Annotated in this window: 12 protein-coding genes and 1 pseudogene; 1 reads left to right on the forward strand and 12 read right to left on the reverse strand. The window is 57.5% G+C overall.

Features of this window, described 5'->3' with window-relative positions; translation table 11 throughout:
- Nucleotides 1-199: 199 nt before the first annotated feature.
- The 3 genes from SD70_RS10675 to SD70_RS10685 form a co-directional block, all read right to left on the reverse strand.
- Nucleotides 200-1,474: an MFS transporter gene (locus tag SD70_RS10675; protein WP_041047557.1), complete on the reverse strand. Its 1,275-nt coding sequence runs from the start codon at nucleotides 1,472-1,474 to the stop codon at nucleotides 200-202.
- A gap of 114 nt (nucleotides 1,475-1,588) precedes the next feature.
- The gene (locus SD70_RS10680; protein ID WP_041047558.1) at nucleotides 1,589-2,674 is read right to left on the reverse strand and encodes a YheC/YheD family endospore coat-associated protein; all 1,086 of its coding nucleotides are present in this window, start codon (nucleotides 2,672-2,674) and stop codon (nucleotides 1,589-1,591) included.
- Between the two features lie 82 nt (nucleotides 2,675-2,756).
- Nucleotides 2,757-3,740 carry an aldo/keto reductase gene (locus SD70_RS10685; RefSeq protein ID WP_041047559.1) on the reverse strand — a complete coding sequence of 328 codons (984 nt, stop codon included), beginning with the start codon at nucleotides 3,738-3,740 and terminating at the stop codon, nucleotides 2,757-2,759.
- A gap of 117 nt (nucleotides 3,741-3,857) precedes the next feature.
- On the opposite strand from SD70_RS10685, the gene pdxR reads away from it, so the two are divergent.
- The gene (pdxR, locus tag SD70_RS10690; RefSeq protein ID WP_231571150.1) at nucleotides 3,858-5,273 is read left to right on the forward strand and encodes a MocR-like pyridoxine biosynthesis transcription factor PdxR; all 1,416 of its coding nucleotides are present in this window, start codon (nucleotides 3,858-3,860) and stop codon (nucleotides 5,271-5,273) included.
- Here pdxR and rpoN read toward each other — a convergent pair.
- From rpoN to SD70_RS10730, 9 genes and pseudogenes are all read right to left on the reverse strand, one after another.
- The gene (rpoN, locus tag SD70_RS10695; RefSeq protein ID WP_041047560.1) at nucleotides 5,270-6,604 is read right to left on the reverse strand and encodes an RNA polymerase factor sigma-54; all 1,335 of its coding nucleotides are present in this window, start codon (nucleotides 6,602-6,604) and stop codon (nucleotides 5,270-5,272) included. The genes pdxR and rpoN overlap by 4 nt on opposite strands.
- Before the next feature lie 34 nt (nucleotides 6,605-6,638).
- Nucleotides 6,639-7,163 (reverse strand): helix-turn-helix domain-containing protein, encoded by a 525-nt coding sequence (locus SD70_RS37880; RefSeq protein WP_394297952.1) that lies wholly within the window; start codon nucleotides 7,161-7,163, stop codon nucleotides 6,639-6,641.
- 3 nt (nucleotides 7,164-7,166) lie between these two features.
- Nucleotides 7,167-8,026, reverse strand: a pseudogene (locus SD70_RS37885) (sigma-54-dependent transcriptional regulator); the annotation flags it as partial.
- 30 nt (nucleotides 8,027-8,056) lie between these two features.
- Nucleotides 8,057-10,153, reverse strand: a complete 2,097-nt coding sequence (locus SD70_RS10705) for a sensor histidine kinase (RefSeq protein WP_041047561.1) — start codon at nucleotides 10,151-10,153, stop codon at nucleotides 8,057-8,059.
- A 36-nt stretch (nucleotides 10,154-10,189) separates the two neighbouring features.
- A complete protein-coding gene (locus tag SD70_RS10710) occupies nucleotides 10,190-11,926 on the reverse strand; it encodes a nitrilase-related carbon-nitrogen hydrolase (protein WP_041047562.1) in 1,737 nt (578 codons plus the stop codon).
- A gap of 50 nt (nucleotides 11,927-11,976) precedes the next feature.
- Nucleotides 11,977-13,362, reverse strand: a complete 1,386-nt coding sequence (locus SD70_RS10715) for a (Fe-S)-binding protein (RefSeq protein WP_052487279.1) — start codon at nucleotides 13,360-13,362, stop codon at nucleotides 11,977-11,979.
- Nucleotides 13,362-14,765, reverse strand: coding sequence for an FAD-binding oxidoreductase (locus tag SD70_RS10720; protein WP_041047563.1), 1,404 nt, complete (start codon nucleotides 14,763-14,765; stop codon nucleotides 13,362-13,364). The genes SD70_RS10715 and SD70_RS10720 overlap by 1 nt, the downstream gene beginning before the upstream one ends.
- A gap of 15 nt (nucleotides 14,766-14,780) precedes the next feature.
- Nucleotides 14,781-15,659: a DUF6282 family protein gene (locus SD70_RS10725; RefSeq protein WP_041047564.1), complete on the reverse strand. Its 879-nt coding sequence runs from the start codon at nucleotides 15,657-15,659 to the stop codon at nucleotides 14,781-14,783.
- A 33-nt stretch (nucleotides 15,660-15,692) separates the two neighbouring features.
- Nucleotides 15,693-16,574, reverse strand: a complete 882-nt coding sequence (locus tag SD70_RS10730; RefSeq protein ID WP_041047565.1) for an alpha/beta hydrolase — start codon at nucleotides 16,572-16,574, stop codon at nucleotides 15,693-15,695.
- Between the last annotated feature and the right edge of the window lie 27 nt (nucleotides 16,575-16,601).

The raw sequence follows: 16,601 nt of genomic DNA on the forward strand, positions 1-16,601 counted from the left end.
ATTTTAACCGACAGCTCAGAGCTGAGTTACCGCCCATGTGTAATCGTTTACACAAACCCATTATAAAATCAATCCGCGCCGCTGTCAATAAACGGATCGGTCGTTTAAGCCAATTGTCATGCCGGCTGCGGCCGGCCGGCACGGCGAGAAGCAAGCCGGCCGTTCCGCACCCGTATGCAGCCGAACAGAGGCCGCCCCGTTACATCGGAACGCCAGTCGGCCTCGTTTCCGCCGCCTTCAGCGTGCTGCGCAGCGAAGACAGCAAGCCGATGGCGACGAACAAAACGACAAAGACGAAGCCTGTCGACATCATGATGGCGGCGGGGCTGACGATCGTTCCGAGCGATCCGTAACCAAGATTGCACAGCGCCATCAGTCCCGCTGCGATGATAATATAGACGCTCGATACGCGGCCTTGGTAGCTCGGATCGGTACGCTGCATAATGAGCGCATTGCTCGATGCCATGAATACGGCCTGCGTCGCGCCGACGAAGAACGCCATAAGGATCGTCATCCATGGCGCATATGTAAAAGCAAGAAAGCTTAGCGACAAGCCGCTGCCGACCGCTGTGACCGCATATATTCGGACCAGCAACCTTTTTTCGGATACCCCTGCTGTCGAAAGATTGCCCAGTACGGCACCGAGCCCGACGAAAGTCATGATGCTGCCGTACAAGCTGCCGTCCATCCCGTCCATCCCCTCCATCCCTTCCATCCGATGCGAGCTGAAAGATGGCAGCAATCCGTTAAAAGACATCGTCAACGCGCAGTGCAGGCCGACAAGCAGAATCAGCAGCCCGATCGGCTGCAGCCGGATGTACGTAAATCCGTCCAGTAACGAGCGCAGCACCGTGCTTCCGCGGGCAGCGGATGCGTGCATGTAATCGTCGCGGATTGCGATGCGTGCCGAGCACAATGCGGCACCTGCATAGAGCACGACGCTAAGGCCGATTACCGCATTGACGCCGTACCCAGCGAGCAGCGGCGTCGCAAGACCCGCGCCGAAAAACTCGGCCCCGTGACTCACTACTCCCATCAACGCGGCGGCGTTGTGAAGCTTTTCCTTATGTACGATAACCGGGATCATCGCATTCGACATGACGAGCTGGGTGCTGGACGTAATGCCGAGTCCCAAAGAGCATGCGATCACAAGCCATAGCGATTGGTTGCCCGACAAGTGGGCGGCAAGCTGCAACGCTACAAAACAAGCGCTTAGCGCCTGCGCAGCCGTGTATATTTTGCGGCGGTTGAACTTGTCGGCGAGCACGCCGGCATACGGCCCGATGAGAATGACGGGAATCATCGTCGCAAACATACCGAACCCCACCCACAGGGAAGAATGGCTCAACGTGTACAACAGCCAGCCGACGCCGACCATATAGGACCAGTTCGCGGAATTCGAAAGCGCGCTCGAAAACCACATCAGGCGAAAATCGTGGTTGCCGAACGATGACCAGACGCTGCTTAATTTCAAAGCGGACCCACCTCATTTGCTTGGTATGGATGGCATAATAAAAAGGCAGCCGAACATCGCTTTAGGCTGCCTCTAGCATCTATATTAACAGAAACTGGCCGCGTTTTGCCATCCTTATGTTTTGGATTGCCGCGCTAAAAACATAGCGTATTGAATTGGCCTACGAATGGATGTGCGGTATGCGGCAAATTGCTTCGCTTTCAGAAAAGCTTCGTGGCTCGGCTTCGGGTTGGCTTCGATTAGCCAGACGTTGCCGTTTACATCGATCCCGACGTCAAGTCCGAATTCGATCATGGAGCCGAAGCGCTGCTCCACCACGTTCATCAATTGGAGAGCCAAGCTTTCGCACTCCCGCTCGATTTCCGCCGCTCTCTGCGCTCCGAACCGCTCTTTCATAAACGTCTGAAAATTTAGCGCCTTCCCGTCACCGTAAATGAGATTGGTGGTGGGGCTGTTTCGTCCGCCTACACGCAGCACTTTTCCGGTTACTTTCCAATTTCCGTACCCGTCTTTCTGAATAAGCAGACGGGCATCGACAAGGCGGCCGGAAATGAGCTCCAAGTCCAATCCTTGCTGCACCATGAACTTTCCGGAACGGATCTGTTCCGTTTGAACCCACTTGCCGGCCCAGCGGGCTACCGCTTTTTCGGAGTGCAGCTCGTGCTTGACGACGGCACCCGACCTTTTCCTCCCCCGAATCAAGTATTTGCCGTTTACGCTCCGAATTTTGGCTACGCTATGCCCGCCCGTTCCGTTACCAGGCTTCACATAGACGATAGGGTACTTCGCCAGCATCTGTTCGAGCCCCGGAGAGGAAAAGATGCGCGTTTCAGGAATCCAGCGCCTCACCTGATCGGAGCCGGCGAACAGCTTCATCGCCTTCCATTTATACGTAAACTTATGATTGGCGTAAGTAAACAGATCTTTGCGCCGGCGCATATCCCGAAACGGTTTGTACAGCATCCGGCAAAAATCGATTACGACATCCGGCCACGGGCACGTTTCTTCCCGCCACCCGCCGCCGGACGCCGGTGTAAAGCCGCGGATCGTTCTGCTCGCTTCCCTAAGGTCCATATGCGAAAACACGTACACGCGAGCTCCCAGCTTCTCGCCTTCTACCGCAAGATCCCGCAAAAACTTGGCATTCATAAATACGCGCCCGCTTCGATGCGCGAGAATGCCAACCACTGGTTTGGACATATAGGCCTCCATGCAACCGTTTTGTGTCAATGTACACGGAGCCCAAACGTTCGGTCACGGCAGTAGCCTATAGCCGCTATGATTAGCGCCTTCGCAATATGCCCTCGATTTCCTTCATCTGCTCCGGCGCCAGCGGGCCGAAGCTCATGGCTTGCGCCGCTTCCTCCACTTGCTTCACCGTTTTCAGCCCGGGAATCGGAATCGTGCAACCGCTTCTGCCCCAAATCCATCCTAGCGCCCCTTGCACGAGGCTGCGCTGTCCGGAAGTCAATATTTCCTTGACCGAATGGAGCGCGTCCAAATATTCGGCGCACGGCTTGCCGTCTTTAAAATAGATCACCCACTCGTGCTTGCTGCCGCGAACATCGTCGGACGGCAATGTCGACTCCCTGTTAAACTTGCCGCTCAGCAGCCCCATGGCAAGCGGCGTATTGTTGATGCTGCTCAGCCCCCGCCGCTCGCACAATTCGATCATTTCCTTGTTATCGCTCAGTACGTTTAAATCGTGCTGGATGGCAGCGCCGGAAGAACGCTCGGCGAACGCTTCGGCCCTGTCCGTGTCCGCTGTGCTCCATCCGTAGGCGCGGATCAAGCCTTGCTCCTTTAGCCGCTCCAGCGATTCGATGACGGAGTCCAACTGCTCGACAGGCATGTGACCGACATGAATTTGATACAAGTCGATGTAATCGGTCGCAAGGCGCCGCAGCGACGCCTCGCAAGCTTGGCGTATATACTCGGGGGACAAATCGTAGCGGGCATACACTTGTCGGGTTTGAGCGTCGTGGGGAAACCCGAATTTGGTAGCGATAACCGTTTCATGCCGCCGGCCCTTTAATGCTTGGCCGATAATCTCCTCGCTATGTCCGGCCCCGTAGGCGTCCGACGTGTCAAAGAAATTGATGCCGAGCTCCAGCGCCCGTCCGATCGCGCGGATCGACTCCCGATCGTCGACCTCTCCCCATCCGTCCGGCAATCCGTCCAGCCAAAAAGGCCCGCCGATCGCCCAGCAGCCGAACCCGACCGGACTGACCTCGATACCCGTAGTGCCCAGTTTTCTTTTTTGCATATGAACGCAGCCTCCATTTCCCAATTGGATTCGAATTCATTATAATAATGGAAATTGGTCGATGTTAGATCCAATTACAGAGAATTCTAAGGAACCAATTTGAAAGGAGGCTATGGCATGTTCGGCATTTATCTCGATCACCGTTCCGGAGCATCGATCACTTCCCAGCTATGCAGCCAAATCCGCAGCAAAATCCAAACCGGGGAGCTGGCGGAAGGGACGCGTCTTCCCCCTACCCGCAAACTTGCGCAAGAGTACGGCATCGCGAGAAACGTCGTCATCGACGTGTACGAACAGCTGACGGCGGAAGGCTATTTAATCGGCCAAATCGGTTCCGGCACCTACGTTGCTGGCGGGATCGCCTCGAATGAGCAAAGCTTCGGCGCCGAATCGGAGGCCATCGACGTTCCGGAGCTTGCCGAAAGCGGCAAGGGAACGATCGATTTCGCGACCGGAACGCCCGACCTGCGGCATTTTCCGCAAAAAATGTGGGCGAAATATTTGAAAGCGGCAATGGAAGCTGCGCCGGCCGGTCTGCTCGACTATGGACACATTATGGGCGACGATGAGCTCCGGGCGGCGATCGCAGCCTATTTGCTCAGAGTGAGAGGAATGCGCTGCCATCCGGGGCAAATCATTATCGTTTCCGGCTCCTCGGACGGTCTCGCGCTGATCGCCAGAGCGCTATATCCTCAATATCGGTCCGTTTATTTGGAGGACCCGACGATCGAGTTTGCGCAAAACATTTTCCGGCATATGAATTACCGGATCGCGCCGGTAGAAGTGGATCGGTCCGGGATGAAGCTGCACGAAATAGACCGTTTCGAACCCGGCCATTTGATGCTGCTCACTCCTTCCCATCAGTTTCCGAGCGGCAGCATCTTATCGATTCAGCGGCGGCAGCATGCCGTAAAGCTGGCTGAGCAGGCGGATTCGTACATCATTGAAGACGATTACGACAGCGATTTTCGGCTCAAGGGCGTTCCTATCCCGCCAATGCATACCTTGAGTCCGTCCAGAGTCATTTATGTCGGAACGTTCAGCAAAACGCTCGCTCCCGGGCTGCGCATCGGCTTCCTGGCCGTTCCGCGCCACTTGGCCGGTATCGTGGCAAACGTCAAAGAGGAATTAAACCTGCGAACCCCCTGCGGTTTTGCAAAACGCTCTGGCCCGGTTTATCCGGGAAGGCCAGCTGGACCGCCACGTCCACAAAATGAAAAGCCTGTACAGCAACGGCGCAGCTTGCTTATCGCCGCGTTAAAAAATCATTTCGGCGAACAAATCGCGATCGGCGGCGATGAGGCGGGCATGCATTTGCAAGTGGAATTTCCCCGCGAACAATGCTTTGCGGTCGATTGGCAGCAATCCGCCAGTTACGGGGTCAAAGTCCATGGCGTGGAAGACTATTGTCTTGTGAAAGGAAAACATGCCAATAAAATCTTGTTAGGCTACGGAAACGTCCGCGAGGAGGATATTGAACCGGGGATTGAACGATTGCGCCGTTTTGTCGAGGAGCGGAGCGCGCTTCCCTAAATCGACTTGCTTCGCCGCTTTAAAGCGGACGGAATGAACAATTCCTCGCGGTACTTGGCGATGGTGCGGCGGGCGATCAAAATGCCTTGCATGCCCAGGCTTTCGGCAATTTTTTGGTCGGGAAGCGGCTTGCGCTTGTTCTCGGCCGCGATCAGTTCGGCGATTTTGGCTTTTACGCTTTTCGACGACGCGTAGCCGCCGTAAGCTGTCTGCAGCCCCCCGGAAAAAAAGTGCTTCAACTCGTTCAAGCCTCTCGGCGTCTGAATATACTTGTTTTGCACAGCTCTGCTGACGGTAGATTCGTGCAGGTGAAGCTTCTCGGAAATCGTTTTCAGATTTACCGGCCGCATCCCCTCCACACCATGCTCCAGAAAAGGAATCTGTTCCGCGACAATCGCTTCGATGACCCGGTTCAAGGTGCGCTGCCTCCGATGGATGCTGCGGATCATCGAACAGGCGGCCTCCATGCGCTCTTTCAAGAAAAGAACAGCGCTGTCATAGCTCGACCCGCTTTTGATGCAGTCTTCGTAATATCGGTTGATGGAAAGCTTGGGCAGGTGACGATTTTCCATGCGAACCGTATACACTCCCTGCACCTTCTCCACAACCGCGTCGGGGACGATGTACTGCCGTTCCAGGCGGGCAAAGGCAAGTCCGGGCCGGGGGTTCAGCGTGCGGATGTAGTCGGCGATGCGCCGGACCTCGTCTGTTGTGGCGCCGAGCCTTGCCGCGATTTCGTCCGGCTTTCCTTGCGCCAGCAAAGGCAAATAATCGCGGATCACCTCTCGGGCTCCGGGCACGGCGGACGGGTCTCTGTCCAATTGCGCCAGCAAGCATTCCGCTAACGTCCGGGCGCCTACGCCGGCAGGCTCGAGCGATTGAAGATGCTGAAGCGCCAACTCCACCGCCTGCGGCGATTGATTCAACAGCGAAGCCGCTTCCTCCGCCGAAATATCCAAATACCCGGATTCATTCAGGTTGCCCGCCAAAAAGGCGGCAATACGAAACAGCCCCGCGGGAAGATGCAACATTCTCAGCTGGCTCAGGAGCAGGTCCTCCAGCGTTTCCTCTTGCGCCGATACTTTCAGCAGTGGGTCTTCCGCTTTCGCGCCGTCTGCTTGGCTCGGCCCCGTTCGCTCCCGCGCGCCGCGCTTTCCGCGCAAATCTCCGTCCCAGTCCATTTCCAGGCATGGATTGTCCGCCATCTGTTCGAGTACAAATTGCGACAGATCGAGACTGGACATTTGCAATATTTGAATCGACTGCCGCATGGCCGGAGTTACGACCAATTTGGCCTGCTGCTCCTGGGTTAACATCATGCCGGGCTGCATCGTCGTCCCCCCCCCTCGCCATATGTTCTCGCATCTACACCTTCATGTTATATTTGTTTATTTTATAAAGCAGGCTTTGACGGGAAACGCCAAGCCTTCGCGCCGCTGCCGCCACATGTCCCTGGCATCCTTCCAAAGCCTGCTCGATAAGGGTTCTTTCGATTTCGTCCAGCTGGTCCGGAAGCGATGCGGCATTGCATGCGGCATCGTGCGGCATAGCCGCGCCCGGCGAAGCCGCTTCGCGGGATTCCCGGTGCAACTCCCTGATTTCCCGCGGGAAATCTTCGATGGACAGGTTGTTGTCGCGGCAAAGCACGACAGCCCTTTCCACGGCATTTTCGATTTCCCTGACGTTGCCCGGCCAGTGATAGTCCATGAGCAGCCGTAGCAGCTGCGGAGAAATGTGATACGGCTTCCCGTGCTTGATCCGATGCCGCTCCAGAAACTGCTCGACCAGAAGCGGTATATCTTCCGTCCGCTCGCGAACAGGCGGAACGTACATGTCTACAATATTGAGCCGGTAGTATAAATCTTCGCGAAAGCTGCCTTTGTTCACCATGCTGCGCAAGTCGCGGTTGGTGGCGGAGATGATTCTGACATCGACATGTTTCAATTTGTTGCTGCCGAGCCTCATGAACGACTTTTCCTGCGTTACCTGCAGCAGCTTGGCCTGCAGCGCGGCAGAAATCTCGCCGATTCGTCGAGAAAGATCGTTCCGCCATGGGCGGCCTCGAATTTTCCGCTGCGCGCGGCGGCGGCCCCCGTGAACGCGCCTTTCTCGTAGCCGAACAGCTCGCTTTCCAGCAGCTGCTCCGGAATCGCCGCGCAGTTGACGGCGACGAACGGAGCTTGCGAGCGCTCGCTCAGGTCGTGAATCATCCGCGCGATTCTGCTCTTCCCCGTTCCGCTTTCCCCTTCCAGCAGCACCGTCGCGTCAGTGCCCGCCACCCGTTCCGCCAGTTGAAAAATGCGCTGCATCGCAGGGCTTACGCCGATCAGTTCGCGAGAGCGGTCCGAAAAGCTGAGCTTTTGTTTCAGGCGGACGTTCTCCTGCTTCATGTCGATCCATTCGCTCGCTCGTTGCAGCGCTATGACGATTTCCTCCAGTTTGGCCGGCTTCGTAATATAATCGAACGCTCCCGACTTCATGGACAGTACCGCGCTCTCCACATTGCCGTATGCGGTCATGACGATAAACGCCTTTTGCGGATACAGCGGGACAAGCTCATGCAGCAGCTCGAGGCCGGTTGTGTCCGGCAGCATCATGTCCAAGAGCACAATATCTGCCGCTTTGTCCCGAACGAACTCCCTGGCCTCTTTGCCGTTCGCTGCGGTGAAGACGGGATAGCCCATTTTCGCCAAAGAAGAATGCAAAATTTTGCGCAGTTTCGCTTCATCGTCGACGAGCAACACCGGTTTCATGGATTCGTTCTCCTTTCGCCGCAGTTTGCTTCATCCGGCTTTTGGCAGCTTTACCGTAAGGCAGGCGCCCTTTCCTTCCGGACTCGCCGCCGAGATTTCCCCGCCGTGCTGGGTCACAATTTCGTAGGCGATGGACAGACCTAAGCCCGTACCTTCCCGCTTGGTCGAGAAGAAAGGGTTGAATATGCGCTGCAGCTTGCCGGGAGCGATGCCTTTGCCCGTATCCTCGAGCTCCGCCAGCCAGTGGCCGTCTTGCTCCCTGACGCGAATAAACAGGTGCCCTCCGCGCTCCATCGCCTGCATGCTGTTGATCATCATATTCAAGAACACCTGGGACATCTGATTTTTGTTCACAAGTACGCCTGCATCTCGCGTTTCGTATTCCCGGTGCAGGACAATGCTTTGTTCTTTCATCTTATTGCGCAGCAGAGTCGCCAGCTCGTCGAGAATCTGGACAAGATTCAGCTTCTTCTTCTCTTCGCCCGCGCTTTCTTTCGACAGCTTGAGAAAATCGGCCAGCAGGCCGTTCATACGGTCCGACGTTTCCAGAATATCGTCTGTTAATTCGCGCAGCATCGGTACGTCAGCCGTGCCGCCCTTCAGCTCGAGCCGGATCGCCTCGGCGGCCGCCTGAATGATGCTGAGCGGATTTTTAATTTCATGGGCGACGCCTGCGGTCAGCTGGCCGAGGGAAGCGAGCCGCTCGCTTTGCCGCAAATATTCCTCCAGCTTCCTCATATCGCTCACATCGCGGATGACGAGGATGGCCCCGATCACGTTCCCGTCTTCGCCGCGAAACAAGGACGAATATAGGACGACGTCGCGGCGGTTTTTGTCCTTATCGAAAATATAGCTTTCGACTTCGACAAATTCGGTTCCCTCCTGCAGCGTCTTCCATGAAATGAATTCCTCCGCGTTTTCCTTGAACGGCACATCGATGATGTACTTGCCGATGACCTCGTCTCTGCGGAATTGGGTCAGCTGTTCCGCCCCTTTGTTAAACGTGGCGATTCTCCCGTGGTGATCCGTTGTGATGACGCAGTATGGGATCGACTCGAGAATGTAAAACAGCCTTCTTTCTTTGTCGGTGAGCGATCTGGCCATCTCCCCCATAATGTTCGACAAATCCTCGAGCTCATCCCGGGTAGAGATGCGGTCGAACGTCTTCCGCTTGTTTTCCTTATACTCCCTAGCCTGCTTGGTGAGCCGGAACACCGGCTTCAGCACGCTCGACGTGTTGTACAGCACCAGCAGGATGGAAACCAGCAGGACGACGATAAAGCCTTGGGACAAAAGAATTTGAACGTTGCGCGCCGGAGCGAGCGCCTGCATGCTCGATTCGCCGACAATGAGGCCGAATCCGCCGTACTGAAGGGGACGGTAGGCGACAAGCCGGTCTTTGCCGAACAACGGCCCGCGCCATACGCCATACCTTTCTTTATACAGAAAATCACTCAGAGGGTGCTCCTTCAGCGAACTCCCGATCAATTGCTCGTTGTTATGGGCTATGATCGAGCCTCCGCGATCCGTGATCAGAGTGATGCCTTCATCGCCGATACGCAATTCCCGCAAATAGTCTGAAAGCGTATCCAAATTGACGAATGCGACGATGCCGCCCCAGAACTGTCCTTGACTCAGCGCCGGATAACAAATGGCAATCGTCTTCCTCCCGTCCGGCAGCGTGAGCAGGTCGGAAATATAGTACGTTTGGCTCCATTCCATACGTTTGACCAATTTGCCGATGTCGAGCTGCCCCTTGAACGTGACGTCCGGAACGGTCACCAGCGGATTGCCCTGACTGTCGAACGCCTGCACGAATAAGTACAGCGGATTGTAGGTCACGATTCGTTCCATCTCGGCGTAATAAAATTGCTTGTCCTCTTGCGAATATTTGAGCACGTAATTGGAGGCGATCCGCGTGTCATTCTTCATGCCGCCGAACAATGTCCCGATTTGCCGGCTCAACGTCTTGGCAATCAATTCGTCGCGGTACACAATTTCCTGCTCCAACGATCTGCTCAGCACTCCGATCGTCACGAAGTAAATGGACGCCAAAGCGAACAAAATGACGACGATCGTCTTGGTCATGAACCTTTTGGTCAATTTCGATTTCAGCAAAAATTTCATGTGACCGCCAGCTTTTTGTCGTATTTTCGGAGGAGATCATTTCTCTATCATTATAGTATAGTGGTGGGGCTTTCGGGAATCTAACATTTTTTGCTGGTTGAACCACCATTCCGGCTGAATCGTGGTAAAAGCGACGGAAACTGCCTCTTCGTCGCGCGCCGAAGCGATAATCGGCCGATCCAGACCGTAAAACGGATCCAAGGTGTACATAGCACTCCGTCCCCCATAGGGAGTCGCTGTCCCGACATAGTTGGCAACCAGCGTATACGCTTGAGCTGCAACGGCAATGCCCGCCCAGGCCGCCACCGCGCCGTCGGGATACGGATGGCGGGTGAGCAGCGGGTCGGTGGCGAGCGCACAGCTGATTTCCCCCCGCCAGCTCGACGGGATGGCGATTATGTCGGCCCGCTGTGCCGCAAGGACGCCGGCAACCTCGGGAAAAGCCGCATCGTAGCCGATCATGACGCCGATGCTGCCGAGCATCTCTGTGGAAAAGACGGCAATGCTGTCGCCGGGATGCGCCCACCGGCGCTCGTCCGCTTGCAGATGGGTTTTGCGGTAAGTGCCTGCGACTTCGCCCGCATCGTCGATGAGGACCGCGGAATTGTACAGACGGTCGCCTTCGCGTTCGACAAAACCGAACACGAAATGAGTTTGCCGTTCGCGGGCTGCGCGGCGAAACAAAGCCACGGCATCCCCGTCGATATGCTCGGAAATGTCCCATATCGTCTCCGGCTTCAAGCCGTCGACCGGTCCCGTCACCGACAGCTCGGGAAAGACGACGAGATCGGCGGCGGCTTGGTCCGGAGCGGCGCGGCCTGGGATCAACTGCAGCATTTTGCGCACATTGGCCAGTTTGTCGCCGGGAACCGGCTCGTATTGGGCGAGGACAGCGCGAATTGGCCGGGGCTGCCTGTCGCGGCGTTCATCCCATGGCAAGTGCGACAGCATGATATCTTTGTACAGCCCGGACCTGCGCTCCTTCAGCCGCTCTTTGGCCGGATTGCGGTACAGGCTCGGGTCGATTTCTGCATATACGATGGTCGGCTCGTCGCACACTCGGTCCGAGGAAGCCATCACCTCCGCTTCCGCCAGCTTCTCGCCGAGCGGGGACCAGACCGCACTGCCGCCTACCATGTGGAAGCCGAGTTCCTTGTTGCTGCGGTTGGCGCTGACGACATACAGCCCGTTCGCCTCCGCTCTCGCCTGCAGCACCGCAATCGACTGGCCGCTCGAATTCGTCGGGAACGACAAAATGTCCGCCCCCCCGAGGGCCGCAGCCCTCGCGGTCTCGTAATAGACGGAGTCCATGCAGATCGTTATCGCGATATTTCCTAAGTCTGTCGCAAACACCGGGATGCCGAGATCGCCGGCGGCCGCCCAGCGAGCCTCGCATTCCCATAAATGAGTTTTGCGGTACGTTCCGATCACGCCGTCCGGCCCGATGAGCGCCGCAGAAATATAATAAAGGTCCGTCTTCGCGTCCGCTTCGGGCATGCTCAGTACGATGTAACTGCCGTACAACCGGCATATTTCGGCAAAACGCTCGGTCGTCCGCCCCGGGATCGTATCGACGAAGGGACGGATCGCTTCGCGATCCCGATAATGGTATCCCGTTGTCGCCATCTCGGGTGTGACGATCAGCCGCGCTCCTTGCCGGGCCGCGTCCTCGACAACCCGAAGCAGAGCGGCGACATTGTCCTCGCGGCAGTTCAATTGCGGATTGAATTGCACGCAGGCGGCCTTGAACGGCTGCAGCGTTGGCGCAGTCATGTCGAATCCCTCACTCTCTCCATCCGCGTTCCTTCAGTCCTGCTTCTGATTTACTTGAGCCCGCACGCTTCGGCCAGCACGTCGACGATATGCAGAGCTTCCATCTCTCTGTTTTCCGCTTTTCGCTCTACGCCGAGCCGCATTTGCAGCAGACAGCCCGGGTTGGTCGTGACGATCGTATCGGCCTTCGTCACGTTCGCTTTGTTCATTTTGGCATCCAGAATGTTCATCGACTCCCTGAAGTGCAGGAGGTTGTAGATACCGCCCGACGCGCAGCATTGGTCGCAGCCTTCCATTTCCACGAAGGTGGCGCCGGGGATCGACTTCAGCAGCTCGCGCGGCGGGGTGCGCACCCCTTGCACGTTGCGCAAGTGGCACGAATCCTGATAGGTGATAACGCCATGCCGCTCTCGGGTAAAAGGCAGCGGCCCGTACTGATGCAGGATTTCCGTCACATCCTTCGACTTTTCCGAAAAATGCCGCGCCCGCTCTGCCCACGCTTCATCTGCCGCGAGCAGATCGCCGTACTCATGGAGCATCGCCCCGCAGCCGCCGGCATTATTGATGTACAGATCGGCCCCCGACTGCTCGAAGGCCGCGATGTTCGCTTTCGCCAGCTCTTGCGCCTGCGCTTTCAACCCTTGATGGGCATGCAGCGCCCCGCAGCACGTCTGCCTCCCGGGAACGACCACCTCGCAGCCGACCAGCGTCAACAGCTCGATGGTGAGGCGGTTCGTACGGCTCATCATCGCGTCCATCATGCATCCGGCGAAAAAAGCGACGCGCGCCTTCTTCTCGCCCTTCGCCGGGAAAACGCTGCCCCAGGCATACCGCTTGTGGGGCGGCTCTACCGCAGGCAGCACTTGCTCGAACGCCGCCATCGGCTCGGATAGACCGGACAACAGCTTCGTCCGGCGCAGCAGCCGACCGAGCCCGCTCTTCTGGTACAGCCAGAGCATATTGCCGGCGGCCCGCAGCCTGCCCGGATAAGGGAATAGCTGGGTCATGGCCAGCCGTTTCAGCCGGTCCGGCCACCGCTCCTTCCGCGAGCTGGGCGTCCGCGCGGCGGCCGACTGCTGCCCGGCCGGCGCCGCTGCCCGGCCGGCGGCGGACGGCTGGCGCTGCGCCTGCCGGTCGGCGATCGCTTCCTTGGCCGACTCCAGAATGTGGCCGTACGGAACGCCGACCGGGCAGGCCACCTCGCAGGCGCGGCAGCCCAAACATAAGTCGATCGGCTGCGCCAAATCATCGGCGATATCGATTTTTCCTTCAGCCGCCAGCTTCACCAAATTGATGCGTCCCCTGGGCGAAGCCGATTCCTTGCCCATGGAAATATAAGTAGGGCACGCCGGCAGACAGTAGCCGCACTGCACGCACCGGTTGGCCTCGTCGTGCGCCGAATCGAACAGCTTTTGCTGCGGCCCCGTTTTGTCCATTACGTCAGCACCACCTTGATCTGCCCCGGCCGCGGAAATATTTTGCCCGGGTTCATAATGTTGTACGGATCCCACGCCTCTTTGATCTTTTTCATCATCGACAAGCCTGCTTCGCCAAGCTCCATTTCCATATACGGCGCTTTCAGCGTGCCGATTCCATGTTCCCCGGAAAGCGTTCCCCCGAGCTCCACTGCAGCCGCGAAAATTTCCCCGACCGCTTCTTCCGCCCGCTTCATCTCTTCCTTGTTGCGCTTGTCGGTAATGATGTTCGGGTGCAGATTGCCGTCCCCGGCATGTCCGAACACGACCAGATTCAATTGATATTTGCTGCGAATCTGATTCAGGCGCTCCATCATGTCCGGTATTTTGCTGCGCGGCACAGTGGCGTCCTCGGATATTTTCGTCGGCCCCATCTGCGTAATCGCCGGCGACACCATTTTGCGGGCGCGCCACAGCTCCTCCCGCTCCCGCTCGTCTTTTGCCACTCTAACCTGGCTGGCCCCCTGCTCGTAGCATATCGCCTCGCACTGGCGAATTTCCTCTTCGATCGCCGCGGGGTGCCCATCCACTTCAACGAGGATCAGCGCCTCTTTATCGACCGGCAGACCACACGGCTCGAACTGCTCCACCGCCCGAATGCAGGCGTTATCCATCAGCTCCATGGCGGCGGGCAAAATGCCGGACGATAATATTTTCGTAATCGCATGGCCCGAGTCTTGCAGCCGGTCGAATGTAGCGAGCAGCGTCATGCGCGCCTTCGGCTTCGGGATGAGCCGCAAAATCATTTCCGTGACGATCCCGAGAGTGCCTTCCGAGCCGACAATGAGCCGGGTCAAGTCGTAGCCGGTTACGTTTTTCACCGTTTTGCCGCCGGTGCGAATCAGATCCCCGAGCGGCGTCACCACTTCCAGGCCGATCACGTATTCCTTCGTCGTGCCATACTTCAGGCCTTTGGGGCCGCTCGAATTTTCCGAGATGTTGCCCCCGATCGTCGACACGTGCGAGGAACTCGGATCGGGAGGGTAAAACAGTCCGACCTCTTCGGCCTTCTTGTGAATGTCCGCCGTAATGACCCCTGGCGACACGATGGCGAGCAAATTTTCGCGGTCGATAATCAGCTTATGCGCGAACCGGGTCATATCGAGCACGATGCCGCCCTCCACCGGAAGCGGGCCGCCGCTCAGCGAAGTGGCCGCCCCCCGCGGATAGAGCGGAATCCGGTGCTTGCCCGCGAGCTTGACGATACGGCAAACTTCGCCGGCGTTCAGCGGCTGCACGACCGCTTCCGGCAAATATTCGCCGAAAGACGCATCGTAGCTGTACGAATACCGCTCGGCCAAATCGACAAACATGCGCTCCTCCGGCACAATCGTACGTAGCTCCTGCAAGATGTGCTGTTCCATGCTCTGCACCCTCTTTCAAATCCCTAAAAGCTGCCGCGGATTGGCCGCGATCATCGCCCTGATGTCCCGCTCCGCGATGCCGTGCTGCAACATATGCTCGACAAATTCGCTCAGCGCCTGAACCGGCGGAATGTTATGCTCCTGGCCGTAATCGGTGACAAGGACGCACGATCCGGCCCCGAGCTCGCGGATCGTCGCAGCCATGCCCTCGACGGACAGATCCGCGAAGTCCGCGCTGCAGGCGAGGTAGCATTTTTCCAAAATGGCGCCTTTGCGCGCAAGCTCCTTCTGCAGCTCCATCGGCACCGGGGCGATACCCAGATCGGCGTGCTGGATCAATATTTTTTCGACCTTGTGCCGTATCGCCGCATCCGTCAAAACGGCGACTTCCTCGGCGGCCAGGTGGCCGGTCGCGAGCACGATGCCGGCTTCGGCGATGAGCTGCAAAATCTCGTGCACCTGCGGCAAAATGCGCTTCTGCTCGTCCCAAATGCGGAGCCCCTCGGCGGGGTGGACGAGAGGCTTGCCGCTGTTGAAAAACCGCGTTTTCTTTTTGCCGAAATGGCAGCAGTGCTCATGCGACGAAAACGTCGGCATCCAGATGATTTTCGCCCCGAGCCGAATGGCCGCATCGACCGCGGAGGGCGAAAGCCCGCCTGTAAAATGATTGCAGACGAGCCCTCCGTACACGTGCAGTTGCGGTTCTTTGGCGCGGATAAGCGCCGCCCGGTCAGCCGTCTGCGATTCGTGCGACTTCAGCACGACGCCGGCCATTCCCGCCTTCTTCACATCCTCGATTAACTCCCAATCCGTCTGCTTGCGCGGAAAAATGCTCGGGTAGCTGTGGCAATGAAGCTCGATGGCGCCCTCAAGCAAAGCGTGATAAGATCCCATGCGCGGCGTACCTCCTTCCCGAATCGCGCTCCGCTATATCGCCGCAAAAAACCGTACGACTTCGTCCATAAGCGGATTCAGCACCGGATGACCGTAGACCATAAAATCGTTATGTTTGCCGTCGATCAGGTACAGCTGCTTCGGCTCCTTGGCCGCTTCGTACAAGGAAACCGATTCTTCCAGCGGGTGCAGCAAATTGTGTTTGCCGTGCGCGACAAACAGCGGCCGGGGCGCAATGTCCGCGGCCGCCCGCTCCGCGTTCATGCCGACAATCGACTCGGTGAATTGCAGGGCGGTCGGTTCGCCGAACGGATAATTGACAGCCAAATCCTCATTCACCGTATGATTCGTCGCCGGGTCGAGCGGATAATGAATGAACGGGTCGGCCAGCTGCGATGCGCCGGTCGTCACGCGCCGGACGCGGTCTTCCGCGATCGTCTGCTGAATTTCCTGCCATTGCACATACGCGTGGATCGTCTTCAGCCATCTGGCCCCGTTGAAAAATCCGTTCAAGGCGGCGACAGCCTTCACGCGTTCGTCTTTGGCGGCGGCGCGCACCACATTGGACGCCCCCATGCCCCATCCAATCAGCCCGATCCGCTCAGGATCGACCTCGTCCTGGATTTGCAAATAGGTCAGCGCATTGACGATGTCTTCCACCTGCTCATCGAGAATGACCCGGCCGCGCGGCCCTTCGCTGTCGGCAAAACCTCGGTAATCGAACCCGAGGCACACGAACCCGGCCTTCGTCAAATAGCGGCTGAACATGCGCGGATAAAACCCGTTAAAGCCGTTGTAGCCCGAGCACGGAATGATCGCCGGGCGCTTCTCTCCCGGTTGGTAATCGTCCGGCAAATAAACGGTCCCTTGCAATTTGCATCCTTCGCTGTAAAAATGAATGCTGCGTTCCTGCATGTACATTTCCTCCCTGTTATGAGTGCG

This window comes from Gordoniibacillus kamchatkensis, assembly GCF_000829455.1.
Classification (GTDB): Bacteria; Bacillota; Bacilli; order Paenibacillales; family NBRC-103111; genus Gordoniibacillus; species Gordoniibacillus kamchatkensis.

Bases quoted from the DNA above. Each gene is read 5' to 3' on its own strand.
- SD70_RS10680 (WP_041047558.1), bottom strand. From the start codon at position 2,674: ATGTCCAAACCAGTGGTTGGCATTCTCGCGCATCGAAGCGGGCGCGTA.
- SD70_RS10685 (WP_041047559.1), bottom strand. From the start codon at position 3,740: ATGCAAAAAAGAAAACTGGGCACTACGGGTATCGAGGTCAGTCCGGTC.
- pdxR (WP_231571150.1), top strand. From the start codon at position 3,858: ATGTTCGGCATTTATCTCGATCACCGTTCCGGAGCATCGATCACTTCC.
- rpoN (WP_041047560.1), bottom strand. From the start codon at position 6,604: ATGCAGCCCGGCATGATGTTAACCCAGGAGCAGCAGGCCAAATTGGTC.
- SD70_RS37880 (WP_394297952.1), bottom strand. From the start codon at position 7,163: ATGGTGAACAAAGGCAGCTTTCGCGAAGATTTATACTACCGGCTCAAT.
- SD70_RS10705 (WP_041047561.1), bottom strand. From the start codon at position 10,153: ATGAAATTTTTGCTGAAATCGAAATTGACCAAAAGGTTCATGACCAAG.
- SD70_RS10710 (WP_041047562.1), bottom strand. From the start codon at position 11,926: ATGACTGCGCCAACGCTGCAGCCGTTCAAGGCCGCCTGCGTGCAATTC.
- SD70_RS10715 (WP_052487279.1), bottom strand. From the start codon at position 13,362: ATGGACAAAACGGGGCCGCAGCAAAAGCTGTTCGATTCGGCGCACGAC.
- SD70_RS10720 (WP_041047563.1), bottom strand. From the start codon at position 14,765: ATGGAACAGCACATCTTGCAGGAGCTACGTACGATTGTGCCGGAGGAG.
- SD70_RS10725 (WP_041047564.1), bottom strand. From the start codon at position 15,659: ATGGGATCTTATCACGCTTTGCTTGAGGGCGCCATCGAGCTTCATTGC.
- SD70_RS10730 (WP_041047565.1), bottom strand. From the start codon at position 16,574: ATGCAGGAACGCAGCATTCATTTTTACAGCGAAGGATGCAAATTGCAA.